This window comes from Vibrio sp. 1402, from assembly GCF_033340275.1.
In genome coordinates this window covers 52,743-77,606 of record NZ_JAWOWE010000010.1, presented here as the reverse complement: position 1 = coordinate 77,606, position 24,864 = coordinate 52,743, and the positions used below count along the sequence as shown (strand labels likewise).

General features: G+C 44.9%; 19 protein-coding genes. 7 read left to right on the top strand and 12 right to left on the bottom strand.

Annotated elements, in window-relative coordinates:
* Positions 1-539: 539 nt before the first annotated feature.
* Positions 540-1,103 (bottom strand): porin family protein, encoded by a 564-nt coding sequence (locus R7044_RS17695; protein WP_005381668.1) that lies wholly within the window; start codon positions 1,101-1,103, stop codon positions 540-542.
* Between the two features lie 398 nt (positions 1,104-1,501).
* Between R7044_RS17695 and R7044_RS17690 the strand changes: the two genes are divergently transcribed.
* The 4 genes from R7044_RS17690 (at position 1,502) to R7044_RS17675 (ending at position 6,379) form a co-directional block, all read left to right on the top strand.
* Positions 1,502-2,383: a LysR family transcriptional regulator gene (locus R7044_RS17690; RefSeq protein ID WP_064377310.1), complete on the top strand. Its 882-nt coding sequence runs from the start codon at positions 1,502-1,504 to the stop codon at positions 2,381-2,383.
* A 120-nt stretch (positions 2,384-2,503) separates the two neighbouring features.
* Positions 2,504-4,039, top strand: a complete 1,536-nt coding sequence (locus tag R7044_RS17685) for a bifunctional GNAT family N-acetyltransferase/carbon-nitrogen hydrolase family protein (RefSeq protein WP_064377311.1) — start codon at positions 2,504-2,506, stop codon at positions 4,037-4,039.
* Between the two features lie 204 nt (positions 4,040-4,243).
* Positions 4,244-4,831 carry a DedA family protein gene (locus R7044_RS17680; protein WP_064377313.1) on the top strand — a complete coding sequence of 196 codons (588 nt, stop codon included), beginning with the start codon at positions 4,244-4,246 and terminating at the stop codon, positions 4,829-4,831.
* 180 nt (positions 4,832-5,011) lie between these two features.
* On the top strand, positions 5,012-6,379 hold the full coding sequence (locus R7044_RS17675) for a Na+/H+ antiporter NhaC family protein (protein ID WP_017635705.1): 1,368 nt from the start codon (positions 5,012-5,014) through the stop codon (positions 6,377-6,379).
* Positions 6,380-6,453: 74 nt separating this feature from the next.
* On the opposite strand, the gene R7044_RS17670 is transcribed toward R7044_RS17675, so the two are convergent.
* The 4 genes from R7044_RS17670 to R7044_RS17655 all read right to left on the bottom strand — a co-directional run bounded on the left by R7044_RS17670 (position 6,454) and on the right by R7044_RS17655 (position 11,121).
* Positions 6,454-7,293 (bottom strand): 3-keto-5-aminohexanoate cleavage protein, encoded by an 840-nt coding sequence (locus R7044_RS17670; protein WP_064377316.1) that lies wholly within the window; start codon positions 7,291-7,293, stop codon positions 6,454-6,456.
* On the bottom strand, positions 7,284-8,615 hold the full coding sequence (locus R7044_RS17665) for an aspartate aminotransferase family protein (RefSeq protein ID WP_225455722.1): 1,332 nt from the start codon (positions 8,613-8,615) through the stop codon (positions 7,284-7,286). Before R7044_RS17665 ends, R7044_RS17670 begins: the two co-directional genes overlap by 10 nt.
* 208 nt (positions 8,616-8,823) lie before the next feature.
* Complete coding sequence (locus tag R7044_RS17660; protein WP_170890788.1) at positions 8,824-10,092, bottom strand: O-acetylhomoserine aminocarboxypropyltransferase/cysteine synthase family protein; 1,269 nt, start codon at positions 10,090-10,092, stop codon at positions 8,824-8,826.
* Between the two features lie 117 nt (positions 10,093-10,209).
* On the bottom strand, positions 10,210-11,121 hold the full coding sequence (locus R7044_RS17655; protein ID WP_225455721.1) for a LysR substrate-binding domain-containing protein: 912 nt from the start codon (positions 11,119-11,121) through the stop codon (positions 10,210-10,212).
* A gap of 106 nt (positions 11,122-11,227) precedes the next feature.
* Between R7044_RS17655 and R7044_RS17650 the strand changes: the two genes are divergently transcribed.
* Positions 11,228-12,484 (top strand): D-amino acid dehydrogenase, encoded by a 1,257-nt coding sequence (locus tag R7044_RS17650; RefSeq protein WP_225455720.1) that lies wholly within the window; start codon positions 11,228-11,230, stop codon positions 12,482-12,484.
* 307 nt (positions 12,485-12,791) lie between these two features.
* Entirely contained in the window at positions 12,792-14,339 is a 1,548-nt protein-coding gene (locus R7044_RS17645) for an alanine/glycine:cation symporter family protein (RefSeq protein WP_005381681.1), read from the top strand.
* A gap of 100 nt (positions 14,340-14,439) precedes the next feature.
* Here R7044_RS17645 and R7044_RS17640 read toward each other — a convergent pair whose 3' ends face one another.
* From R7044_RS17640 to guaB, 5 genes are all read right to left on the bottom strand, one after another.
* The gene (locus tag R7044_RS17640) at positions 14,440-15,030 is read right to left on the bottom strand and encodes an acetate uptake transporter (protein WP_005381682.1); all 591 of its coding nucleotides are present in this window, start codon (positions 15,028-15,030) and stop codon (positions 14,440-14,442) included.
* A gap of 182 nt (positions 15,031-15,212) precedes the next feature.
* Positions 15,213-16,916, bottom strand: a complete 1,704-nt coding sequence (locus R7044_RS17635; protein WP_225455719.1) for a chitinase — start codon at positions 16,914-16,916, stop codon at positions 15,213-15,215.
* Positions 16,917-17,128: 212 nt separating this feature from the next.
* Positions 17,129-18,577, bottom strand: a complete 1,449-nt coding sequence (locus R7044_RS17630) for a Na+/H+ antiporter NhaC family protein (RefSeq protein WP_225455718.1) — start codon at positions 18,575-18,577, stop codon at positions 17,129-17,131.
* A gap of 165 nt (positions 18,578-18,742) precedes the next feature.
* A complete protein-coding gene (guaA, locus tag R7044_RS17625; RefSeq protein WP_005383721.1) occupies positions 18,743-20,296 on the bottom strand; it encodes a glutamine-hydrolyzing GMP synthase in 1,554 nt (517 codons plus the stop codon).
* A gap of 99 nt (positions 20,297-20,395) precedes the next feature.
* Positions 20,396-21,862 carry an IMP dehydrogenase gene (gene guaB / locus R7044_RS17620; RefSeq protein WP_225455717.1) on the bottom strand — a complete coding sequence of 489 codons (1,467 nt, stop codon included), beginning with the start codon at positions 21,860-21,862 and terminating at the stop codon, positions 20,396-20,398.
* A gap of 231 nt (positions 21,863-22,093) precedes the next feature.
* On the opposite strand from guaB, the gene xseA reads away from it, so the two are divergent.
* Positions 22,094-23,425, top strand: a complete 1,332-nt coding sequence (gene xseA, locus R7044_RS17615; RefSeq protein WP_225455716.1) for an exodeoxyribonuclease VII large subunit — start codon at positions 22,094-22,096, stop codon at positions 23,423-23,425.
* Between the two features lie 13 nt (positions 23,426-23,438).
* Here the strand turns inward: xseA and R7044_RS17610 are convergent, their stop codons facing one another.
* On the bottom strand, positions 23,439-23,663 hold the full coding sequence (locus R7044_RS17610) for a zinc ribbon domain-containing protein (RefSeq protein ID WP_031780210.1): 225 nt from the start codon (positions 23,661-23,663) through the stop codon (positions 23,439-23,441).
* 309 nt (positions 23,664-23,972) lie between these two features.
* Entirely contained in the window at positions 23,973-24,848 is an 876-nt protein-coding gene (locus tag R7044_RS17605; RefSeq protein WP_130545196.1) for an alanyl-tRNA editing protein, read from the bottom strand.
* Positions 24,849-24,864 lie beyond the last annotated feature (16 nt).

The following is a 24,864-nucleotide window of genomic DNA, read 5'->3' as shown; positions in this document are numbered from 1 at the left end:
TACAAGTAATGAGTGATCGGCACTACAATCTAAGCCTTAAACTTATCTAGAACGCAACGTATTTCTTGACTTCAACAATAGATATAATGCTCGGATGACTGATGGTTGGGTAAGTAAAATAGTCTCTTCAATTTTGACCTTATTAAGAATTTCAGGTTTGGGTCATATAATACAACAAATAGCAACTGTAGGCCTTACTGCTTGGGATCAACTAGCTAAAGCTATGGCGTACATCTCAAAACTAAAAAACGAGTATACAGAACACGTTCGCGGTATTTTAGGTCACATGAATGTAATGTCAGGTAGCGCAGCGATCGACCTATCGAGTATTACTTATAGAGTGATAAAACTTTGTTTTTCGAGACTAGTAAGAAGGTTAGATAGTCATGTTAGAAATGCTCTAAATATAGTAGAGTGACAGTAAAAGGCACGAACAATTATTCTAAAAAACGCTCTATTATCCTCAACTAGATTGAGTTCAGAAAAAGCGAAGCTATTTAGGCTTCGCTTTTTATTAGGGCTTAGAGTTGTTAACAATATTAAAATCTATATTCCACACCTAGTGATGCTTGGTTAAAGTCTGTTTCCGTGTTTGCACCGTTCGCGACATTCTCCGCATTGAGTTCTACGTCGTACCACATATATTCTGCGTTAACTAAGAAGTTATCAGTAACTTTAAAACCAACACCGGCACCAGCGAATACACCTTCATCATCTTTGTTGCCTTGGAAGCCCGCAACGTTGTAATCCGTCGAGTACCACATTTGACCGCCTTTTGCGTAAAGGTCGACACGATCAGCAATGGGAGCGGTAACTTTTAGAGCCGCGGTATAGCCGTCCGTTTCGGCATTTGCTAGGTTATTACCATAGCTACCGAAATCAATGTACCCCCCCTCCAACGCTAAGTAAGGATTAAAACGGTAACCAACTAAACCTTGAATAACATCGCTGTCATCATCAAAGTCATCTTGTCCATCAACTTTTAAGTAACCGTAGTTGGCGCCAACATATACACCATGATCGTTGGAGTCCGCAGCATGTGATAAAGTACTAAACGTTGCTAAAGAAAAAAGGCTAATCAAAGTAACAACATTGCTTTTCATTTCGTTCTCCTAATATAAGTTCCATTGAAGGTTCGAATAGTAAAGAGCAAATGCAATGCCAACTTTAAATTAATGAAAAATATATTTAATTTTATAGAATACTGACAATCCTCTAAAGAACTCCGAACAAAAACAGAAAAAAAGATCTGTCTGTTTACTTTATATAAACAATACTAAATTGAGGTTAATCGATGATGTGAAAAAGATTCTTGTTAATTTGTAGATTTTTCAAAGAAATTAAATAAACATCTAAATTACTCTTGTAGATTAATCCGTCAAAAAACGCTTAGCTAGTTTTTATAAGAAAGGAAGCTAATCACACATACGTTGCATCTTACTTTGCTTCAAGCCATGAATATTCTACTCTTTGCCTAAGCAGAGTTTAATGGAACTGAAGTATGTTAAAAGGCAGTGAATACCCTTCTATTCGAGCATTAAGGACGTTTGTCGCGGTCTCTAATTACCTCAGTTTCTCTAAAGCAGCGGATGCACTATGTATTACGCAAAGCGCAGTAAGCAAACAAATCGCATCGCTGGAGCAATTGGTGGGTTTACCTTTAATACAAAGAGGGACGAGTGGTATTGAGTTAACCGAAGAAGGCAAGCGTTATCTGCCGCAAGTCACAGAAGCTTTGGAGCTTATTCAGCATGCAACTGCCAACTTAATCCAGTCAGATTCAAAGCAAGAATTACTCACCGTGGACGTAACCCCTTCTTTTGCCAGCCTTTGGTTGATACCTAATATTGATGACTTCCACCAGCAACATCCTAACATCCGAGTAAGAGTCTGTACCGGGGATGGGAACGTCAAAGATTCGAGCAACGAAAGTGACTTACATATTCGCTGCCTTCCATTATCCACACATTATGAATACAGCAACTTACTGTGCGAAGAAACATTGTTATTAGTCGGTTGCACAAATGCTCCTGCAATTGAGAGTGTGCACGCTGTTAGCAATTATCCTTTTATACCTCAAATCACTCGCCCTCAGCTATGGGAGCAATTTAAAGCTGTCTACACTGTAGAATCTCCCGTTACCTATCAACCTGTAGGCGTCGAACATTTTTACCTAGCTTGCGAAGCTGTCAGAATGGGAAAAGGGCTCGCCTTGCTTCCCGATTTTATGGCGCAGTATTCGATTTTAAGAGGGGACATTCAGCATGTTCTCAACCTCTCTTTACAGAGCGGTTATGGTTATTACGTGATGATTCCAAATTATCGACTTTCAGCTAAAAAAGTAGTGGCATTTCACGAATGGCTGAAGAGCAAGCTAAGTTAATGTTGTTTCTTTAAACTCGTTTAGGTAAACCAAAACAACTCAAAGACTTCGGTATCTGTCTGCTCAAATTTATGGCATTCTCATCCATACTATTTAAAAAGGATAAATGGATAGTAGGATATGGACAGCAACACGCCAAGACTCTCTTTACGCACCATTGAGCCGACCGATTACCCAGAGCTCGCGGAATTAATGGACCTTGTTTTTCCTGATGTTGGTGGCTCATGGCCACGCCTGACCATCATGGATCTCATTCATCAGTTTCCTGATGGACAAATCTGTATTGAGGATAACGGAAAAATTGTCGGCGCAGCGCTAACAATCAAAGTGGACTACAACCGATTTTCACTTCCTCACCTGTACACCGACATCATCACCGAGAACAACGTCATCCAAAACCAAGTGACCGGTGACGCCATGTATGGTCTCGATGTATTTGTTCACCCGGACTACCGTGGGCTGCGTTTAGGTCGCCGTCTGTATGATGCGCGTAAAGAACTTTGCCGGAGTAAGAATTTCAAAGCAATTTTAGCCGGTGGCCGCATCCCGAATTACCACAAATATGCTGACGAATTGAGCGTGGCTGAATACATCGACAAGATAAAACGCCGTGAGCTTCACGATCCTATTTTGTCTTTTCAGCTTGCAAATGACTTCGATGTAAAGCGTATTATGCGTGGTTACTTGCCAGAGGATAGTGCTTCTAAAGGCTACGCAACTCTACTGGAGTGGGATAACTTCTTCTACGAAGAGGATATTCAATCCGTACATGATGTAGAAAAAACGCTGATTCGTATTGGTGTTGTGCAGTGGCAAATGCGCGCCATGAATGACTTAGAGGACTTGCTCGATCAGGCTGAGTTCTTCATTTCTTCTCTTGCGAACTACAAAGCCGATTTCGCCCTATTCCCTGAATTCTTTAACGCGCCGCTGATGGGCTTGCAAAACGACCAAAACTCCGTCGAAGCAATTCGCTTTTTGGCTAGCTTTACAGAAGAGATCAAAAACCGCTTCTCGCAGATGGCAGTCACCTACAACATCAACATTATTGCTGGCAGTATGCCCGTCATCGAAGATGGCAAGTTGTATAATGTGGCCTACTTACTGCAACGAGATGGTGAAATAAACGCTCAATATAAGATTCACATCACGCCCCATGAGCAAAAAGACTGGGTGATCGACGGTGGTGACAATGTTCAAGTGTTCGAAACCGATGCGGGCAAAGTCGGCATACTGATTTGTTATGACAGCGAATTCCCTGAATTGGGAAGAATGTTAGCAGAACAAGGCGCACAAATTGTATTCGTTCCTTTCTGGACGGACACAAAAAATGGCTATCAACGAGTACGAATTTGTTCCCAATCGCGTGCCATTGAAAACGAATGCTATGTTGCAATTGGTGGCAGTGTTGGTAACTTACCTCGTGTTGATAACGTGGACATCCAGTACGCACAATCTGCCGTATTCTCACCGTCGGATATCTACTTCCCGCACGATGCGACCTTGACAGAAGCAAGCGCCAACACCGAAATGATGATCTTCGCCGATGTTGATTTGACTAAGTTGAAGCAACTTAATACCGAGGGTTCAGTAACCAACTTACGTCACCGACGCCTTGATTTGTATGGCGCATTCACCAAAGCCAAAGAGTCATAAGGATCTCCCTAATTCGCCGCTACCAAAGAGCGTGGCGGCGAGTAAAGCCAGCTGCAGGTTGATTCTGCGCAATTATCAGAGGCATGTCAGTTTTTCTCAATGGTGAGAAACAAGAATTGACCCAATAGGACATTCGGAGTATCACTCCAACTTCGTTCCGCTTTTATTAGGGGAAAGCTTTTGGAACATATTAACGAACTTCTCATGTCAATGAAGCCTTTGCTTGAGCAATACGGCTACGTTGCGCTGATTGTCAGTATATTTCTAGAAGGGATAGGTATCCCGATGCCTGGTCAATCACTGATGATCGCGGCATCTTTGCTCTCGTCAGAACAAGTCATGAACCTAAGTATGGTAATGATGGTATCGTGGCTGAGCTGCTTTTTTGGTAATACCTGTGGCTACTTAATCGGTTATTACTTTGAGGGGTGGTTAGATAAAAAAGGCTACATTTCCGGCCCGAAGATGCAAACGCTTCAATTGACTATCCAGAAATACGGCCCTACGTGCTTGGTGGTCAGCCGCTTTATTGAAGGAATGAAGCAATTTATGCCTCTTGCATGCGGTATCGCGAAAATGCCACGTAGAGCGTTTTTGCTCGGTAACGCCCTCGCGGCGACGGTTTGGGTATTGGTATTCAGCTTGTTAACTCACTTTACATTTGAACATTTAAGCGTGTTGAGCAACCTGTACACCGAATACAAATATCTGGTATGGGCATTTGCTGCTGTCTTATTTACGTGGATGGTTTTAGGTATTGTTAAACGCAAAAAAGCCAAATCAATGCAATAACGACAGTCTCTTCATTAGCGCATAACTAAAGCTCGTGGTATCAGTGAGATACGCAACACGAGCTTTTATCTTTTTCTTTACGTGTAAAATTTAAACAGCCATTTAGACGTCTAGACGTTGACAATGTAGAAATGTGATATTAGTCTGCTCTTCTCTCTTATCATTAACATTGTCGTTTACATGTCCGGTTCCCAACAAACTACTAAAACAGTTGCACCGTCTGCGGTCGCACTGATCCCATTAATTGTATTCCTTGCGCTATTTATTGGCGTAGGCACTTACTTATCTTTGCAAGGCGTGGAATTTGCCTTCTACCAGCTGCCTGCACCCATCGCGGTATTACCAGCCATCATCATTGCGTTTCTTTTAAGTAAAGAGAAACTTAACCGCTCAATCGAACACTTCATGCGTGGTGTTGGCCACCCAGACATCATCGCAATGTGTATGATCTATCTGCTTGCAGGTGCCTTTGCTGCGGTAGCAAAAGCCTCTGGTGGTGTTGATGCAACAGTGAACCTTGGTTTATCCGCTATTCCAACCAGCATGATTTTACCGGGCATTTTTCTGATTTCTGCTTTTATCGCAACAGCAATGGGGACTTCGATGGGTACCATCGCAGCCGTTGCCCCCGTAGCGTTGGGGATTGCTGAATCAGCAGGAATGAGCTTACCGTTAACCGCTGGTGTTGTGCTGAGCGGTGCTATGTTTGGTGATAACCTTTCTATCATCTCTGACACCACCATCGCGGCGACACGCTCTCAAGGTTGTGAGATGAAAGACAAGTTTAAAGAGAACATTCGTATTGCTTTACCTGCGGCGTTGATCGCGATTGCAGTGTTCGCTTTCAACAGTACCGCGACTCAAGTGCCTGAAACTGGCGATATTGAGTGGCTAAAAGTCTTGCCGTACATCACTATTTTGATCCTAGCGGTATCTGGTGTGAATGTGTTTGTGGTTCTGTCGATTGGCATTCTTTTGGCTGGCGGCGTGAGCTTGGCATCGATTGACAATTACGGACTAACTAATCTAGCCCAAGACGTATACAAAGGCTTTGGTAACATGCAAGAGATCTTCTTGTTATCCATGCTGATTGGTGGTTTGAGTGAACTGATGCGTCGCCAAGGTGGTCTTGCTTTTCTAACAAATTTCGTTAGTAGCCTTATCCACGCGTTTGGCTCTAGTCACTCTAAGCATGCGAACAGTCGTGCAAGCGAGCTAGGTATTGCAGGTTTGGTATCAATGGTCAATGGCTGTACGGCAAACAACACCGTAGCCATCATTGTATCGGGCAGCGTTGCTCGCCAACTGGCGGAAGAGAATAATGTCTCTCCTCGCCGCTCAGCAAGCTTGTTAGACATTTTCTCATGCGTGGTGCAAGGCGTGTTGCCTTACGGTGCTCAAGTACTACTGCTAGGTTCCGTATTCAACCTATCGCCACTTGAAGTAGTTGCCAATTCTTACTACTGTTTTGCATTAGCGATAGCGGCTGTTGTCGCGGTGTTTATCAAACATCCCGCTCGTCAACCTGTAGCGCAAACTGAGAACTAACGACAAATACCGAAAAGGCTCCGATGGAGCCTTTTTACTTTCCTTTCTTCTTTTTTTCTTTTCCGCGAGCAGATTTACTTCAAAGCTGAACGCAAACTTTGCGCACTGTGTAAAGGAATCGCAAAGCGATGCGCCACATCGCGTAGAGCTTCCACCTGAGCCGCGTTACTGATTGCTAATTCGCCTGCCACATCGACGTGGTTATTCTCAAACCCCACTCTCACATCGAATCCAAGTAACATCGCACTCGCTAAACAGTCTTGCTCTCGCGCGCCAAAAGCACAAATGGCACATCGAATTTCTTCCTCGACAAAACGCGCCAAATTCAAACCTCGTAAATCCCATGGCGAAGACTGTTGAGCTTGGTGATAACGCCCTAACACCACTAATGCATGCTGATGCGTTTTAGGTAACACGCCCGCATCACGCAGTTGGAAATAACGTTCAATGTCGGTTGCATCGTAGAGAATAATTTGGCTCACGATGTTGTGTTCTGCCACCCAATGGAAAAAGGCATGCCCTTCTTTCTCACTTGCGCGATCAGGGATTAACTCCCTCAATGCAAAAGAAGCCGCTTCTGGTTTCACAGCTTTAACTAACGCCATCTGTTGTGGCGGAGAATACAAGCCCACCGCCTCTGTGGTGAGCTGTACCATCATGTTTTGTCCCACCGCTTCTTTCACGGCATGGTAAATTGCCATGTTGTCGTCGATGTCTAATGAATGACGTCCGTTGGCGTCTCTAGCATGCAAATGGATCATGGCAGCCCCTACCGTTTGACAAGCGATAGCCTCTGCAACCAGTTCGTCTGTTGTCATGGGTAAGCTGGCGTGATCGTGCTTAGTTTTTCTTGCACCGTTTGGGGCCACGATAATAGCGATAGGCTCTCGTATACATCGATTTTCTAATTCCATTCCTTCGCTACCTCTTTTAGCGTTAATGAGAGTTTGCCAACTAGCTCATCAATATGGTGAGGCTGAATAATGAATGGCGGCGCAAGCAAGATATGGTGCCCATTAACGCCATCAATCGTTCCGCCCATTGGATAGCACATTAAGCCATTTTCCATTGCTCGCTGTTTGATGCGTTTGTCTGCCAATGTGGCTTTACTCAGAGGCGCCTTGCTTTCTTGATCGGCCACCAGCTCAATGCCAAAAAACAAACCTTTACCACGAATGTCGCCAATGTACGGTAAATGGGCCAATGCAGAAGTAAGCTCATTACGCACCAAAGCACTTTGCCGATTCACCGCCGTTAACAAATCATCTTGGAAGATGGTTTGAATGGTCGCCACGGCAGCAGCGCACGCCACAGGGTGCGCCATAAAAGTATGACCATGTTGGAAAAAACCGCTTCCACCGGCAATAGCTTGGTAGACTCGATCATTCGCAACCACCGCGCCAATAGGTTGATAACCCGCACCAAGCCCTTTAGCCATACAAACCAGATCGGGCTCTGCCTCTTCTTGCTCAAACGCAAAAAAACTGCCACTGCGTCCAACGCCACACATGACTTCATCCAAGATCAATAACACATCGTATTGGTCGCATATTTCGCGAATACGCTTGAAATAGCCTTGCGTTGCAGGCACAGCTCCAGCGGTGGCACCCACAATGGGCTCGGCGACAAAAGCCATGACATTATCAGCCCCCAACTCAAGAATTTTTGCCTCTAGCTCATTCGCCGCTCGCAATGAGTAATCCAATTCCGACTCATGACTCTGCTGATAACGATAAGCATAGCACGGGGCGATATGATGGCTCGGGTGTAAGATGGGTTTGAACGGTTCACGTCGCCATTCATTACCTCCGACAGCCAAAGCCCCCAAGGTATTGCCGTGATAACTTTGCTGACGCGCGATGAATTGCTTTTTCTCTGGCTTACCTGATTCCACGAAATACTGCCGCGCCATTTTTAGTGCCGACTCCACCGCTTCTGACCCGCCACTGACTAAATACACATGGTTGAACTGCTCAGGCATATGCTGACAAATCAATTCCGCTAGTCGCTCACTGCTGTCACTAGTAAAAAATCCAGTATGAGCAAACGGCACTCGCTCGAGCTGTTCCAACATAGCTTTTTTAACGGCTTGATGACTGTGGCCAAGGTTTGATACCGCAGCACCACCACAAGCATCGAGATACTGTTTCCCTTGTTTATCGAATAGATAAACACCTTCACCTTTATCGATGATTGGCAACGTGGCATGGCAATGACGGTGAAATACGTAAGACATTTGAGTCCCTTCCAATGTGTAAGATTTGCACACATCATCAGGAACAACCCCAAATGCGACAAGGGAATAAATTTCACCCACCATGAGCTTTTGGAATACCACAACCCAAAAACACTAAAACCCTTGATATTTAAACAATAAAATAAAAATAGGCCAGCTTTTTTAAAGGCTGGCCTATGGGTAACCCAAAGCTAAAAACAGAATCGTTTTACGCGTTTAGTGCCTGTTCTAAATCGGCTAGAATATCGTCAATATGTTCAATACCCACCGATAAACGAATCATCTCTGGAGACACACCAGCTTGTTTTTGTTCTGCTTCGCTCAATTGACGATGAGTCGTCGATGCAGGATGGCAAGCCAATGATTTTGCATCGCCAATGTTCACCAAACGCTTAAAGATTTTCAAAGCATCATAAAAACGCACACCAGCGTCATAACCATCTTTTAAACCAAACGACAAAATCGCAGAAGGCTTACCTTTCATGTATTTTTCGGCGAGATGGAAGTGTTCAGAACTTGGCAATCCGGCATAACTTACCCAACTGACTTTGTCATTCTGTTCCAAGAATTCAGCCACTTTGAGTGTGTTCTCGGTATGGCGCTCCATGCGCAGCGGTAACGTTTCTAGCCCTTGCATAAGCATAAATGCATTCATCGGTGATAATGCGGCTCCGGTATTACGCAGTGGTACGGTACGCGCACGCCCGATAAATGCCGCTTCACCAAACGCTTCGGTATACACCACGCCGTGGTAAGAAGGTTCTGGTTGGTTGAAAACAGGAAAGCGGTCTTTGTGCTGCGCCCAAGGGAATTTACCTGAATCCACAATCACGCCACCTAATGTGGTGCCATGCCCACCAACGTATTTAGTGAGAGAGTAAACTACGATATCCGCACCAAATTCGATGGGTTTGCAAAGCACTGGCGTCGCAACGGTGTTATCCACAATCACAGGTACGCCTTGTGCATGAGCAAGCTCCGCCACACGTTCTAAATCGATGATATTACCCGCAGGGTTACCAATGCTCTCGCAGTACACCGCTTTGGTATTTTCATCAATTAATTCGGCCAAACTTTCTGGCTTGTCATCTTTAGCAAACTTCACCTGAATACCTTGATTTGGGAGCATGTGCGCAAACAAGGTATAAGTACCGCCATAAAGTTGCGGCGTAGAAACGATGTTATCGCCCGCTTGCGCTAAGGTCAGAATTGCATAGTTAATCGCTGCACTCCCCGCACTCACGACCAATCCAGCAATGCCGCCTTCTAACGCCGCCATGCGTTTTTCCAGAACATCGTTAGTCGGATTCATGATGCGAGTGTAGATATTCCCCGGCACTTCCAAGTTAAACAGATCAGCGCCGTGCTGCGCGTTGTCAAACTCGTACGCGACTGTTTGATAAATCGGCGTCGCGACAGATTTAGTGGTAGGATCAGTTTCGTAACCAAAATGGATGGATAGCGTTTCGTCTTTCATGTTCTTCCCTGTCTTTCATCACTCAAATAGCGGCAAGCAAAGCACTTACCTTGCTTAAAACTTATATTGCCCAATTTTTCAACAAATAACGTAGGGATGAATCACAGAGATAAAACGCTAATTCAACTGTCCAAGTAACCAGTGACGAAACGTTTCTGTCGCATTCGTACGTGTGTTCATGATCAAGTAATACCCTGCATTGGCAGGAATCGGTTTGAATGGAGAAACCAAACGCTCTGTCGTCAATTCATCCTCAATCAGTGCCATTCGTGCCATCGCAATCCCAACGCCTGCTTCGGCTGCAGACATCGCCATATCCGTTCGATTAAAAAAGTGTCCGATATCGGTTTTAAAATCCAACCCCATCGCTGACGCCCAATATAGCCACTCATAGTCACGCGTCGCGTTTTCCCATGGCATCGCATCGTGTAGTAGCGTCGCCTCTTGCCATTGCTTCACTGGCATTGAGTTTTTTTGCTCACCAAACAACGTTTTTAGCCAGCCATGATCCTCAAGGTATTTTGGACTCATCACCGGTAGCAGATGCTCATCCAAAATCAGCTCCGCGTTAGCATTTCTACAAGGATGAAGACCATAGTCAATTGCGACGTCATAGTCTTTTATCTCACTATTTACCAGCGCACCTTCCGCAAAGATTTGTACTTGGATATCCGGATTATCATGATGGAAGCTTTCGAGCTTTGGGACTAACCATTTGAAAGCAAAAGAAGGCGTCAACTTCAAACGAATTTCATTGGTTTGCTTTTCTACTTTGAGCTCATCAAGCAATTTGCTCAGTTCCGAAAAGTGAAACTGCGTCGCTTGGTGTAACTGAGTGCCTTTTACGGTTAAACGAATACCGCGAGAGTGGCGTTCAAATAAAGTAAAACCTAATAACGCTTCCAAATGAATAATTTGTTGGCTTATGGCACCAGTGGTGAGGTGTAAATGTCTTGCAGCACAAGTAAAGCTGTTGTACTCCGCGACTTGGCTAAATAGACACAAGCCACTTATCAGATTACTTTTCATCCTTGAGCCTATAGTTTTTCTAAACGCTGTGTGTAATTTATATCGATTGTTAACAAAAGGTAAAGAAAAGAAACTGAGCACTCTGATAAATGTGTGGAGTGCATCAATGGAAGTCATCGTATTAGGCAGCGGCGTTATCGGCTTAACCTCTGCTTGGTATTTATCTCAAGCAGGCTATCAAGTTACCGTCATTGACCGCCAAGCAAGCAGTGCCATGGAAACGAGCTTCGCCAATGCCGGGCAGATCTCATATGGCTATTCTTCGCCTTGGGCTGCGCCTGGTGTTCCTGTTAAAGCCATTAAGTGGTTAATGGAGGAGCATGCTCCACTTAAAATCAAACCCACTCTGAATGCCGACATGATCCGCTGGGCAAGTAAAATGGTCGCGAACTGCACCCTACCTCGCTATCAAGTTAACAAGGCTCGCATGCTTTCGATCGCCAACCACAGCCGTATTTGCTTAGAACAGTTACGCCAAGAACACGCCATTGAGTATCAAGGACGTCAGTTTGGGACCTTGCAAGTATTCCGAACACATCAACAGCTGCAAGCCATTGAAAAGGACATGCAGCTCCTTGAACAAAGCGGAACCCGATTTAAGCTAATGGACGTCGAACAATGTATTGAACAAGAGCCAGGGCTTGCACTTGTGAAAGACAAACTGGTTGGTGGCTTGCATCTACCGGATGACGAAACGGGCGATTGCCATCAATTTTGCCAACAACTAACGGAGCTTGCTAAGGCACACGGTGTCCGATTTGAGTTCGATACTGAAGTAAGCAATTGGGTTACAGTAGGCAAAAAGATCATAGGTGTCCAAACGAACCGAGGACAATTTAAAGCAGACCAATATGTGGTGGCCTCTGGCAGCTACTCTACAGCGCTACTCAAGCAACTCGATATTGATATTCCGGTCTACCCTGTCAAAGGCTATTCACTCACCATCCCGATGGAAGATGAACACTTCTCTCCTCGATCTACTGTGATGGATGAAACCTATAAAGTCGCTATGACTCGATTTGATGACAGAATTCGCGTAGCTGGCACCGCAGAATTAGCAGGGTTTGATACTTCCCTTCCACAAAAGCGCAAAAACACCATCGAAATGGTCATCCGTGATCTTTTTCCTCGTTGTGGTGACTTCAGCCAAGCTGAGTTTTGGAGCGGCTTTAGGCCAATGACGCCTGATGGCACACCAATTATCGGCGCGACTAAATACGATAACCTTTTTACTAACACCGGACACGGAACTCTGGGCTGGACGATGGCTTGTGGTTCAGGTCAATTGCTAGCAAGCGTAATGAAAGGTGAAAAAGCAAAAGTGATGGATAATGCGGAGCTTAACCTTTGTCGTTACTCCTGAGGACATGACTGAACAAAAAACAGGCAGACACTTACTCCACAAAATGCATAACCACTGGCATTTTTAACTCATCAAAATCGCAGCACATTTAAATGACAATGTGCTGCATAATTAATCATCAGACAAATCTTCTACCTAAAAGGAGCAAATAAGCAATAAGAACCAAATTTTAACAACTGCTCTCCATTCTGTGTTCATCATCACGCTACAAAGGATTTGTAGCTAAAAAAGTTAACAATTGCATTACATAAAGGGTAATGTATTGTGTGAAAAACAACCACAAACACAACTAACAGGGAAAATACTCATGCAGTCATTAGTTGATTTTCTGAATGGAATTATTTGGAGCCCGGTACTGATCTATTTGTGCCTTGGCGCAGGTTTGTTCTATTCAATCATGACGCGTTTTGTACAAATTCGTCACTTCTTTGAGATGTGGCGCTTATTACTTTCAGGGAAGAGTTCAACAAAAGGGATATCATCATTTCAGGCACTTGCCGTTTCACTGTCTGGCCGTGTAGGTACAGGTAACATTGCTGGTGTTGCTGCTGCTATCGGTTTCGGTGGCCCAGGCGCCGTATTCTGGATGTGGGTCGTAGCCTTCTTTGGCGCTGCAACCGCATACGCAGAATCAACACTTGCACAAATTTATAAAGAAGAAGACGAAGGCGAGTTCCGTGGTGGCCCTGCTTACTATATTGAGAAAGCAATGGGACAAAAATGGTACGCTTGGATCTTTGCTATCGCGACCATCTTTGCTTGTGGTGTTCTACTTCCTGGCGTTCAATCGAACAGTATCGGTAACGCAGTAGAAGCCGCATTTGGCTCAGGTGACATGATTGAAACCGCTATTGGTACCTTCAGTTTTGCTAAAATTTTCACTGGTACGGTTGTTTGTGTCATTTTGGCTTTCATCATTTTTGGTGGCGTAAAGCGTATCGCGAACTTTACCCAAGTCGTTGTGCCATTTATGGCGTTAGCTTACATCATTACTGCGTTTGTCATCATCCTTCTAAACATTGGTGAGGTTCCACGCATTTTCGGCATGATCATTGGTGACGCGTTCACACCAATGGCAGGCGTTGGTGCAGCAATCGGCTGGGGTGTAAAACGTGGTGTCTACTCCAACGAAGCAGGTCAAGGTACTGGTCCTCACGCAGCAGCAGCAGCGAGTGTTGATCACCCAGCTCAGCAAGGTCTTGTTCAATCTTTCTCTATTTACATCGATACATTACTTGTGTGTTCAGCAACCGCGTTCATGATTCTTATCACTGGCGCGTACAACGTAAATGGTGCGATTGAGGGTACATTCCTGGTTCAAAACCTACCAGCGGATATTGGTGCAAATGGCCCTGTGTTTACACAGATGGCGATCGAAAGCGCACTACCTGGCGTGGGTAAGCCATTCATCGCAATCGCTCTATTCTTCTTCGCGTTTACGACCATTCTGGCTTACTACTACATTGCAGAAACGAACATTGCTTACATTCGTCGTACGTTCAAAGTAAATGGACTGATGTTTATTCTGAAAGTCATCATTATTTCATCCGTGTTCTACGGAACCGTGAAAACCGCCAACTTAGCATGGGCGATGGGTGATGTAGGCGTAGGACTGATGGCGTGGCTAAACATCATCGGTATTTTGATCATCTTCTTTATGTCGAAGCCTGCACTCAAAGCATTGAACGACTACGAAGAGCAACAAAAACGTGGTGTGACCGATTTTACATTTAACCCTGTTGCACTGGGCATTAAAGGCGCAGATTACTGGGAAGATAAGTACCGACGTAAAACGGGTAAAGCACCAACGGCAGACAGCAATAGCGCAGAAACTGTTGAGCAACCATCAACATAGCGTTATCACATAAATAAGAAAAAGCAGTGGTCCGATTGAGGACATAAAAAAGGGGGATTAACCAATGGTTAATCCCCCTTTCTTCATTATGAGTAACAGCTTAGGCGATAACCGCTTCAACTTTACGAGCGATTTTTGCTTTACCGACAGGTAATACTTCACGACCAAATTCGTTGTTCAGTACTTGCGCCATTGCAAAGTAAATTGCACTTGCGCCACAGAAGATACCCTCGAAGCCAGCGATAGCACCGATCACTTCGCTACCAGTGAAATCACGAGCAGCAAGCAAGAAGAACAGGATAGTTAGAGAACCAAATACCACTTGCTTCGCTGTTGGGTAACATAGAGAACCAATGAACATGAAACCAGTGAAGATGCCCCAAAGCGCTAGGTACCAACCCATAAAGCTTGCAGGGCTTGCAGGAAGACCCATGTGAGGCATTACGATTAGACCAACCAATGTTAGCCAAAATAGACCGTAAGAAGTAAACGCAGTTGTGCCGAACGTATCACCGCGTTTAAAACACATGATGCCAACGATTACTTGGCTAAGGCCACCGTAAAAGATGCCCATCGCTAGAATCATAGAGTCAATTGGGAAAAATCCTGCATTATGAATATTGAGCAGAATAGTGGTCATACCGAAACCCATTAGACCTAGCGGTGCTGGGTTAGCCAGTTTTGTCGACATGTACAAATACCTTTTTTCAAAAATGTTGATAAAAAATGCGCGCGAATTTTAATGGGCTCCAGAACAAAAGAGAAAAGCTGTTATTGAAAACTTAGATTCCATAAATAAACCACTACATATATAAAAAAAGACCCTGCAAAAAAGCAGAGTCTTTATAGATGGTTAGGTTGTTTTTTACTCGATCACTGACAAGAAATCTCGTCCCAGAACCAGTTGCTTTGCGTTGGGCTTTCCCACACTCCTGGGCCATTTTTCGCAACAAAACATTTGTTTTGGTACGTCACTTTATCGCCGTTAGCGACTTGCGTTACACCCGGCTCCCACTGAATAAAATTGCCTGTCACTGGTGGTTCTGGCTCGGTTACTGGCGGCTCAGGTTCTGTGACGGGCGGCTCTGGCTCAGTCACCGGTGGTTCAGGTTCCGTTGTAGGCGGCTCCGTAGGAGTGCCTGAAACCAGCTTCCACGGGTCTCCTTTCGTTGGCTCATTACCTTGTGACCACCATTTCGCTTCGTAAACAGCACCTTGGTAAGAGACTTGTTTCCCCGTGTTATATACTTTGCCAGAATCCCACGCTGCCACACCACCTACAGGCGGATCGACCGGATCCACTGGATCTAACTTGTCAACTACACGAACTTCTGGCCAACCCGCATGAGATTGGTAGAAGTTAGTTACACATTTCTCATAATCACCCGCAACTAGCGCAGAGTAAGCCGTTTGGAAACCAACAAGCTCACATTCAAATGAGTGACCTCCAGGACGATCTGAGTAGTATTTCCAGTTACCATCCCAGTTGGTGTAAAGCACGTCTGTCGCACCATTTAGGTTCAGACTGCCGTAAGGCGTCTGCTGCCAACAGGTATTGGTCTCATCGGCTTCAATTGGAATTTGATAATGGGCGGCAAGACCTTCCCAATAACGAATACGGTTAACAGGTTGACCTTTATCTTTGTTTTGCTCCCCACACTCAATACCACCATTGATCACGTTGATGGTGGTACCAAAGCCGTAACCAATGCCAGCATCAAGCTCACGCTGTGAAGGCCCCCAAGTACGGTCAATCACATGTAGCATTGCAGGTTTCGGTGCTTGTGGGGTTAGGAAGAACCAGATAGCCGATGCTAAGTTCAGCCACGAATCCGCAACCAAGCCTGGATTTTTCAGCAATACAGATGCATCGCCATCAAACATCACTTCAGAGAACGCGCCATAGTTAAAATGGTAAGAAAGCTGTTTTGCACCACGTCCAAAGTAACCTTGTCCAGGTTCACATGGCCAGCGTTTGTTTTGCCAGTCATTTTGACCACAACCTGTTGTGTAACCTTCTTGCCCTTCAGACCATCCCATTTCTCGCACATGAACCAAAGCTTGCTGCCACTCTTCCAACCCTAGCGGATTATCCGATACGTTATCAATCGAAATATGGCCACCGGTTTCTTGTGCAAAGTGAGCAAACGCTGTCACGATCGATTTTTTACAAATTGCATCCGAATCACGACCGTCTGTGTACTCACCACAGAATGCAGGGAACTTACCAATTGCACGTAGGAAACGCGTGTAAGTGTATTCAGGTGCCGCCATTTGAGTCAGGAAGTCCCACTCACTTTCGGGGAATACACGCTCTACACGCTTCACGTTTTCTGGGTTGGTTGTCGCCCCTGGAACAATCGCTTCAACCACTGAGTTCGGGCGTGTCTCTAATGCTTGTGACCAAATGGCATACATAGGATCAGAAGTTTTGCTTTGCTCTACGGCTTGAACGTCACCACGAGCAATAACATAACCATTCGGATTTTGCGGATCGGGCTGAATATTCATACTCGCATTCACTTGTGCTGCTAAGACACAACTCAATGCAAGAGGAAGATGTTTGAGTGCAAACATGTCTAGTCTCCGGATTTCAACAATACAATATACGAGGAATAACTAGACATATAGTGGATCATATATACGAAACACCGAGCCAAGTACGTTGATTCTGCGAGACAAAATGAATAAATAGGTCCTCACACACATTTTGTCACAAGAAAAATGTTACCTTGACTCAAAAGAAAAGCGGAGACCCTGTGAGCCTCCGCTTTGTGATGTTTCTCTCTTTATTGTTCTGCCGAAACCACCTCTAGCTTCGCGGTTGACTTTTGTTTAGACAGCACAAAATAAACCACACACTGAGAAATAATTGCGGCAAGCACAATCACTGGTGAGGCGTTGATTCCAGCTAAAAGAAAACACCCCAATGCGATCATTCCATTGAGTAATGCGTAAGGTAATTGTGTACGGAAGTGCTCATACTGTTCACACCCCGCTCCTGTCGACGACAAAATCGTAGTTTCAGAGATGGGAGAACAGTGATCGCCAAACAAGCCACCAGATAATACCGCACCAATACAAACCAACAGTGGTGCATCAATCGCGACGGCAGTTGGGATCACTAATGGCATCATGATGGCAAACGTCCCCCAAGATGATCCCGTAGCGAACGAGATAATACCGGCCAGTAAAAACGCAACCGCTGGCAATAACCAGTAAGGGAAACCGGCTTGAGCTTGTTCAGCAATGTATGCAGCTGCACCTAATTCTTTCCCAACCGAGCTAAGCGCCCAAGCCAATACCAGAATCACCGCCACTGACATCATGTTTGACATCCCTTTCAGATAAACCTGAATACCATCCGAAAGCTTTCTTACGCCATAAAACGCCATCAGCGCAATTAAAGTGAAGGCCGCGAAGAAATATGCAGAAGAAAGTGCAGCCCTAAACGTTGATCCTGCCACTTTTTGAAATGGAAAACCGTGTGGCACGAGGATGGTACATAGAACCACCAGCATAACGAGCAAAGGTGCCCATACAAAACTAGATTTTGCATTTTTATGCGTAAACACATTCATGGACTCCTGCACTTTCCCAAAGTCGGAGCCCTGCTCTGCTAGTTGTTCAGCCTTCGCCATCGGTCCGAAATCTAATTTGAAGAAAGAGACAATCGGCACAATCGCGATCGCAAGAAAGGCGTAAAACTGATACGGGATCGCACCAATGAAAGCATCCCAATCACTCATACTGACATTCAGGGCAGTAAACTCTTTTTGAATCAATCCCATGATGTAAACGCCCCATCCGATAAAAGGGATCAAGATTGCGACGGGAGAGGAAGTAGAGTCGATAATAAAAGCTAATTTTTGGCGTGATACTTTTAACTTATCAAATAAAGGGCGAAAAACAGGGCCAACAATCAGTGGTGTACCAAGGTCTGAGAAGAAAATAACCACACCACCGCCAGATTTCTCCATCAAGGCAACAAAGCCACCAATAAAGACCAAGAGCAAAATGACACCCGCATTGTAGCTGTCAGTTAATTGCGGCAGTAGATAGCTTTTCATCAGTGCACTAAACGAGTCTAGTGGCCCTTTTTCGACAAATGTCCCTTCGAGCATAGCGACACCACTCACCACACCCGCGAATAAACCAACAACGACATTTCTTGTGGTCAGCGCGAGGAAAAGAGTAATAAGGATGGGAATGAGAGAGGTAACGTCAGCCTGTTCCATAGCAATACCATTTATGATAATTAAACAATTAAAATGAATATATATTTAATTTAACCGCATGTATATATCTCTCACAAAAAAGTTGAGCCACCTCTTCACAAACTTGAAGTACAAAAAAACCAGCCCGAAGGCTGGTTCTTATAAACTCAACTGTCTAGAGGAAAATTATTCCCACTCGATTGTCGCAGGTGGCTTACCAGAAATGTCGTAAACAACACGAGAAATGCCATCAACTTCGTTGATAATACGGTTAGAAACCTTACCTAGGAAGTCGTATGGTAGGTGTGCCCAATGAGCAGTCATGAAGTCGATAGTTTCTACCGCACGTAGAGACACAACCCAATCGTACTTACGGCCATCGCCCATTACACCAACAGAACGAACTGGTAGGAATACCGTGAACGCTTGAGATACTTTGTCATATAGGTCTGCAGCGTGAAGCTCTTCAATAAAGATAGCATCAGCACGACGTAGCAAGTCACAGTATTCTTTCTTGATTTCACCAAGAACACGAACACCTAGACCTGGACCTGGGAATGGGTGGCGGTAAAGCATGTTATAAGGCAGGCCTAGCTCTAGACCAATCTTACGTACTTCATCTTTGAACAGCTCACGTAGTGGCTCAACAAGACCCATTTCCATGTCATCTGGAAGACCGCCCACGTTGTGGTGCGATTTGATCACGTGCGCTTTACCAGTCTTAGATGCAGCTGACTCGATTACATCAGGGTAAATCGTACCTTGAGCTAGCCATTTCGCGTTTTTCAGCTTCTTAGACTCTTCATCGAATACATCTACGAATACGTGACCGATAGTCTTACGCTTCTCTTCTGGGTCAGACTTGCCTTCAAGTGCTTTGAGGAAGCGTTCTTCAGCGTCAACTTTGATAATGTTCAAACCAAATTGGTCGCCGAACATATCCATAACTTGTTGACCTTCGTTTAGACGAAGTAGACCGTTATCAACAAATACACACGTTAGCTTGTCGCCGATTGCGCGGTGAACCAGCATCGCAACTACCGATGAATCAACACCACCAGATAGACCTAGGATAACTTCGTCGTCACCCACTTGCTCTTTAATACGAGCAACCGCATCTTCGATGATAGATTCCGATGTCCATAAACGCTCACAGCCACATACGCCAAGAACAAAGTTCTCAAGCATTTGTAGGCCACCTTTTGTGTGTGTCACTTCTGGGTGGAACTGAACACCGTAGTATTTCTTCTCTTCATTCGCCATCGCAGCGTAAGGACAAGTGTCTGTCTCACCAACTTTTACGAAATCGGCTGGGATCTCTACTACTTTGTCGCCATGGCTCATCCAAACGTCTTGAGTTGCTTCAAGGTCTTTAAATAGAGCACATTCACCAGAAACTTTAACCTGAGCGTAGCCAAACTCACGTTCGTTAGAACCCGCTACTTTGCCTCCTAGCTGTTCCGCCATGGTTTGCATGCCGTAACATACGCCAAGCAAAGGAACACCAGAATCAAACACATATTGAGGCGCGCGTGGAGAGTTCTCTTCCGTTACGCTTTCTGGACCGCCAGATAGGATAATGCCATCTGGGTTGAATTCGCGAATATCCGCTTCTTCTACATCCCAGCTCCATAGTTCACAGTAAACGCCGATTTCACGTACGCGGCGTGCTACTAATTGAGTGTACTGAGAACCGAAGTCCAAGATCAGAATACGTTGGTCATGGATATTTTTAGTCATTTTGAGCAGTCTTTTTAAGGCTAAGTGATTAAAACCGAGGCGAGTGTACTCGCCTCTTCTTAATGCTTCAAGGAAAAAGCAAACGTTTCCGTTGGGTAATTAGTTCCCTAGACGGTAGTTCGGCGCTTCCTTAGTAATTTGAACATCGTGTACATGAGACTCTTGCATACCTGCACCAGAGATACGTACAAATTCAGCTTTCGTACGCATATCTTCGATAGTTGCAGAACCAGTTAGACCCATGCTTGAACGTAGACCACCCATTTGTTGGTGTACGATCTCTTTTAGACGGCCTTTGTATGCGATACGACCTTCAATGCCTTCTGGTACTAGCTTGTCCGCTGCGTTGTCAGACTGGAAGTAACGGTCAGAAGAACCTTGAGACATAGCACCAAGAGAACCCATGCCGCGGTAAGACTTGTAAGAACGGCCATTGTATAGAATCACTTCACCCGGCGCTTCTTCAGTACCAGCAAACATAGAACCAACCATCACACATGATGCGCCAGCTACGATTGCTTTACAGATATCACCTGAGAAACGGATACCACCATCAGCAATAACCGGAATACCATAATCATTAGCCACTTCTGCCGCATCTGCGATTGCAGTGATTTGTGGAACTCCCACACCCGTTACAATACGAGTTGTACAGATAGAACCAGGGCCGATACCAACTTTCACTGCGCTTACGCCAGCTTCGATTAGTGCTTTAGCACCAGCACCTGTTGCTATGTTACCACCGATGATGTCTAGATCTGGGTAAGCTGCACGTGTTTCGCGAATGCGGTTTAGAACACCTTCAGAATGTCCGTGTGAAGAGTCGATAAGTAGAACGTCAACGCCTGCTTCAACTAGAGCAGCAACACGCTCTTCGTTACCAGCGCCAGCACCAACGGCTGCGCCAACACGTAGGCGACCACGCTCATCTTTACATGCGTTTGGTTTACGTTCTGCTTTGTGGAAGTCTTTCGCAGTAATCATACCGGTTAGTTGGAACTCATCATTCACAACCAATACTTTCTCTACGCGAGCTTCGTGCATTTTCTCTTGCACTTCTTCTCGTGTTGCACCTTCTTTAACTGCTGCCAACTTCTCTTTTGGCGTCATTACTGAAGATACTTTCTTAGAAAGATCCGTCACAAAACGAACGTCACGACCAGTGATAATACCAACAAGCTCATTGCTCTCAGTGACAACAGGGAAACCTGCAAAACCATGCTTTTCAGTGAGTGCAACAACATCAGCGATGGTCGCGTCAGGGTTTACAGTAACCGCGTCAGTGACCATACCAGCTTCGAACTTCTTAACTTTACGAACTTCGGCTGCCTGCTGCTCAATAGACATGTTCTTGTGGATAAAGCCAATGCCACCCTCTTGCGCTAGCGCAATTGCTAGACGAGCTTCAGTAACAGTGTCCATAGACGCTGAAATCATTGGGATGTTTAGGGTGATGTTCTTAGTTAGCTGAGTGCGAAGATCAGCTGTGTTTGGGAGAACGGTGGAGTGTGCTGGCACAAGTAGTACGTCATCGAATGTCAGCGCTTCTTTGGCAATTCTTAGCATTTGCAATATCTCACAATTAGAGGAGTAAAAAGAACAATCCAATCTCATCGTTTCGCATAATGAGGGTAACCTGCGTTAGCAACTAGCTACATTTGGATTAGATATTGCGGAGGGATTATACGGTTAACGCAATCGCTTGACCACAAATTTTTTAATTTTTTTCTTGCAATTACCCCCTTGCTATGTATTATATTGCCGCTAATTTCCATACTCACGTCTAAGAGATTAGCTGTGCTCTCCAAGACCAATCAAAACATCTTTACTGTTTCTCGTCTCAACGCAGAAGTTCGTTTACTCCTTGAAAACGAAATGGGGATCGTTTGGCTCGTCGGAGAGATATCCAACTTTTCAGCTCCTGTCTCTGGTCACTGGTACCTCACTCTTAAAGACTCTCGCGCTCAAGTTAAATGTGCCATGTTTCGTGGTAACAATCGCCGCGTTACTTTCAAGCCCGCTAACGGTAATCAAGTCCTAGTAAAAGCTCGTCTGTCTCTTTATGAGCCTCGCGGTGACTACCAATTGATCATCGAAAGCATGCAACCGGAAGGTGATGGCCGTCTTCAACAAGAGTTTGAAGAGCTGAAAATGAAGCTTGCAGCAGAAGGGTTGTTCGCGCAAATCAATAAGCAATCTTTGCCTGAGCACCCTAAACGTGTTGGCGTCATCACATCGAAAACTGGTGCCGCGCTTTACGATATCTTAGACGTATTGAAACGTCGTGATCCTTCCCTACCTGTTGTGATTTATCCGACAGTGGTACAAGGTGAGGACGCAGCCATTCAAATTGCACAAGCCATTGGTCGCGCTAACAGCCGTGATGAATGTGATGTGCTAATTGTGGGCCGAGGTGGTGGTTCATTAGAAGACTTATGGTGCTTTAACAACGAGATATTAGCTCGCACGATTGCAGCAAGCCAAATTCCTATTATTAGCGCCGTTGGACATGAAGTTGACGTGACAATAGCTGATTTTGTCGCCGACGTACGCGCGCCTACTCCATCAGCAGCCGCTGAGCTAGTAAGCCGTGATAACAGCCACAAAGATCAAGCTTTAGTTACCCGCCAGCATAAGTTAGCGAGCGCGATGCGTTACTACCTAGCACAACAAAAGCAGCAATCTGCTCAATTAGTGCACCGTCTAGAGAGACAGCACCCAAGCTATCGCTTGCAACGTCAGACGCAACAGTTAGATGAGTTGGACATGCGCTTACAGCGAGCGATGAGTCGTTTTATTGCCTTGCGTCAACAGCGAATCGAGCGTCAACATTATCGGCTGCAATTGAATTCTCCTGTAACACGCCTTAGCGAGCAGAAGTCGAAGCTAGAACGTGTTGAGCAAAAGCTCATGGATGCAATGGATCGCAAGTTACTGACTATGCGCCATCAACTCGCGATTACTGCAGAAAAGTTGGACACCGTCAGCCCACTAGCGACATTGAAACGAGGTTACTCAATTACTCAAACTGAGCAAGGTAAAGTAATTACTCAATCTTCAGATGTAAAATCGGGAGATGTATTGATTACTCGATTAGCCGAAGGCGACGTTCGCTCTACCGTTAACTGAATACAAACTCTGGTTAACTGATTTTCTGGAACTCAAATCGGACACGTGATTTTGACTTGAGTTCATTACACACATTGCAAAAGTAACTCGCAGCACCGCATGCTTGCAGCTTCTCCAGCTCCGCCTCACAATCAGGGCAAAAACCTACTTTTTTAAAATCCGATTCACACTGTTCACAATGGTATTGTCCTGTCCATTCCAGTTCGACATTGCAAGTCGGGCAAATGTTCTGCTGCATATCCCGTTCCTCTCTCTAAACTAAGCAATTTCGAGTAACGCATGCTACTCAAAATAACGAACAAGTATGTTGATCTTCATCACCGCCCTAACAAGTTTCACGAGGCGATAACCATACTTGATACGTAGGATCTTATACTGATCGTCTGATATTTACTCCCTGATCAGCGATCACCCCTTAAAAGAATATTTATATAACCACACACCGAAAGCATAAGTTACATATTCTGCATTCCAATTTAAGGCAGAATAAAAAACCTTATAGGAATTTAATTAAACGAAAAATTAGAATTTAATAAAAAGATCTTATTCAGAAAGCAGTGTTTACATTGGTGTGCATTTCGATAGTTTGAGCGTCGAGCTCAACGAGTTTAACTTGGATAAAAGCAAACTCATTTAAATGGCTCGCATGCGTTCCACCACAAGGGATTACCGCTAATTGACCTTCCCCTAAATCGCACTTCCAATAGCGAGAATCCGTTAATCTATCGCCGTGGCATTCCATGGTGATCATCGCATCTCTTTGAAGCCATTCAACCAGTTGGCCATTCACTTTTTCTGCAATCGCCTGGAGGTCATTCAGCATATCTGCACTGTTTAATCCTCTTTTACGGAGTGTTTTGCCTAAACGGTACGTATCGAGGCACTTGTCTGGAGTGACATAACTAGTAACTTGCGCATAGCTATTAAAGTCATAATAACCATGTGGGTCTTTGCGGTCTGCGTCTTTTCGCCAATAGTCTTCCGATAGTACTTTATTCAACGCCAAATACGCTAAGTGTCCTGCTGTGTGGCCTCGACTCAAAGCATTTTGATAGTCTTTATCTACCGCTAATGTTACCAAGTCATTAATTGCAAATGATTCCGTACGTGATAAAACATGCACGACGACAAACACCCAACCTTCAGCATCACGCTTTACAGGGATGTCACTACCCACATACAGCGCACCACTTTTCTGCTCTACTGCGCCCACTTGGCAATCTATCACGTCATATTCAGCCCCATTCACCTTCAACGTTCCTTTGTCTGCAGGGTGGTCCGGCCATATGTGACTAACGGGATGGAACGGCGTGACATCTGTAATAACGTAAGTCACTTCTTCCGTATATTGAACGAGCTGTATTTGTGCTTCTAATTGCCATGTTTGATGACAAAAACGAGTCTTTGTTGCTGTGATAGTCATTTTTACGATTACTTTT

What these genes read in the sequence shown, in the direction of transcription:
- R7044_RS17645 (WP_005381681.1), top strand. Translation starts at nt 12,792, where the DNA reads ATGCAGTCATTAGTTGATTTTCTGAATGGAATTATTTGGAGCCCGGTA.
- R7044_RS17685 (WP_064377311.1), top strand. Translation starts at nt 2,504, where the DNA reads ATGGACAGCAACACGCCAAGACTCTCTTTACGCACCATTGAGCCGACC.
- R7044_RS17605 (WP_130545196.1), bottom strand. Translation starts at nt 24,848, where the DNA reads ATGACTATCACAGCAACAAAGACTCGTTTTTGTCATCAAACATGGCAA.
- guaA (WP_005383721.1), bottom strand. Translation starts at nt 20,296, where the DNA reads ATGACTAAAAATATCCATGACCAACGTATTCTGATCTTGGACTTCGGT.
- R7044_RS17650 (WP_225455720.1), top strand. Translation starts at nt 11,228, where the DNA reads ATGGAAGTCATCGTATTAGGCAGCGGCGTTATCGGCTTAACCTCTGCT.
- R7044_RS17680 (WP_064377313.1), top strand. Translation starts at nt 4,244, where the DNA reads ATGTCAATGAAGCCTTTGCTTGAGCAATACGGCTACGTTGCGCTGATT.
- R7044_RS17660 (WP_170890788.1), bottom strand. Translation starts at nt 10,092, where the DNA reads ATGAAAGACGAAACGCTATCCATCCATTTTGGTTACGAAACTGATCCT.
- R7044_RS17655 (WP_225455721.1), bottom strand. Translation starts at nt 11,121, where the DNA reads ATGAAAAGTAATCTGATAAGTGGCTTGTGTCTATTTAGCCAAGTCGCG.
- R7044_RS17640 (WP_005381682.1), bottom strand. Translation starts at nt 15,030, where the DNA reads ATGTCGACAAAACTGGCTAACCCAGCACCGCTAGGTCTAATGGGTTTC.
- R7044_RS17635 (WP_225455719.1), bottom strand. Translation starts at nt 16,916, where the DNA reads ATGTTTGCACTCAAACATCTTCCTCTTGCATTGAGTTGTGTCTTAGCA.
- R7044_RS17630 (WP_225455718.1), bottom strand. Translation starts at nt 18,577, where the DNA reads ATGGAACAGGCTGACGTTACCTCTCTCATTCCCATCCTTATTACTCTT.
- R7044_RS17670 (WP_064377316.1), bottom strand. Translation starts at nt 7,293, where the DNA reads ATGGAATTAGAAAATCGATGTATACGAGAGCCTATCGCTATTATCGTG.
- R7044_RS17610 (WP_031780210.1), bottom strand. Translation starts at nt 23,663, where the DNA reads ATGCAGCAGAACATTTGCCCGACTTGCAATGTCGAACTGGAATGGACA.
- R7044_RS17695 (WP_005381668.1), bottom strand. Translation starts at nt 1,103, where the DNA reads ATGAAAAGCAATGTTGTTACTTTGATTAGCCTTTTTTCTTTAGCAACG.
- R7044_RS17665 (WP_225455722.1), bottom strand. Translation starts at nt 8,615, where the DNA reads ATGTCTTACGTATTTCACCGTCATTGCCATGCCACGTTGCCAATCATC.
- R7044_RS17690 (WP_064377310.1), top strand. Translation starts at nt 1,502, where the DNA reads ATGTTAAAAGGCAGTGAATACCCTTCTATTCGAGCATTAAGGACGTTT.
- R7044_RS17675 (WP_017635705.1), top strand. Translation starts at nt 5,012, where the DNA reads ATGTCCGGTTCCCAACAAACTACTAAAACAGTTGCACCGTCTGCGGTC.
- guaB (WP_225455717.1), bottom strand. Translation starts at nt 21,862, where the DNA reads ATGCTAAGAATTGCCAAAGAAGCGCTGACATTCGATGACGTACTACTT.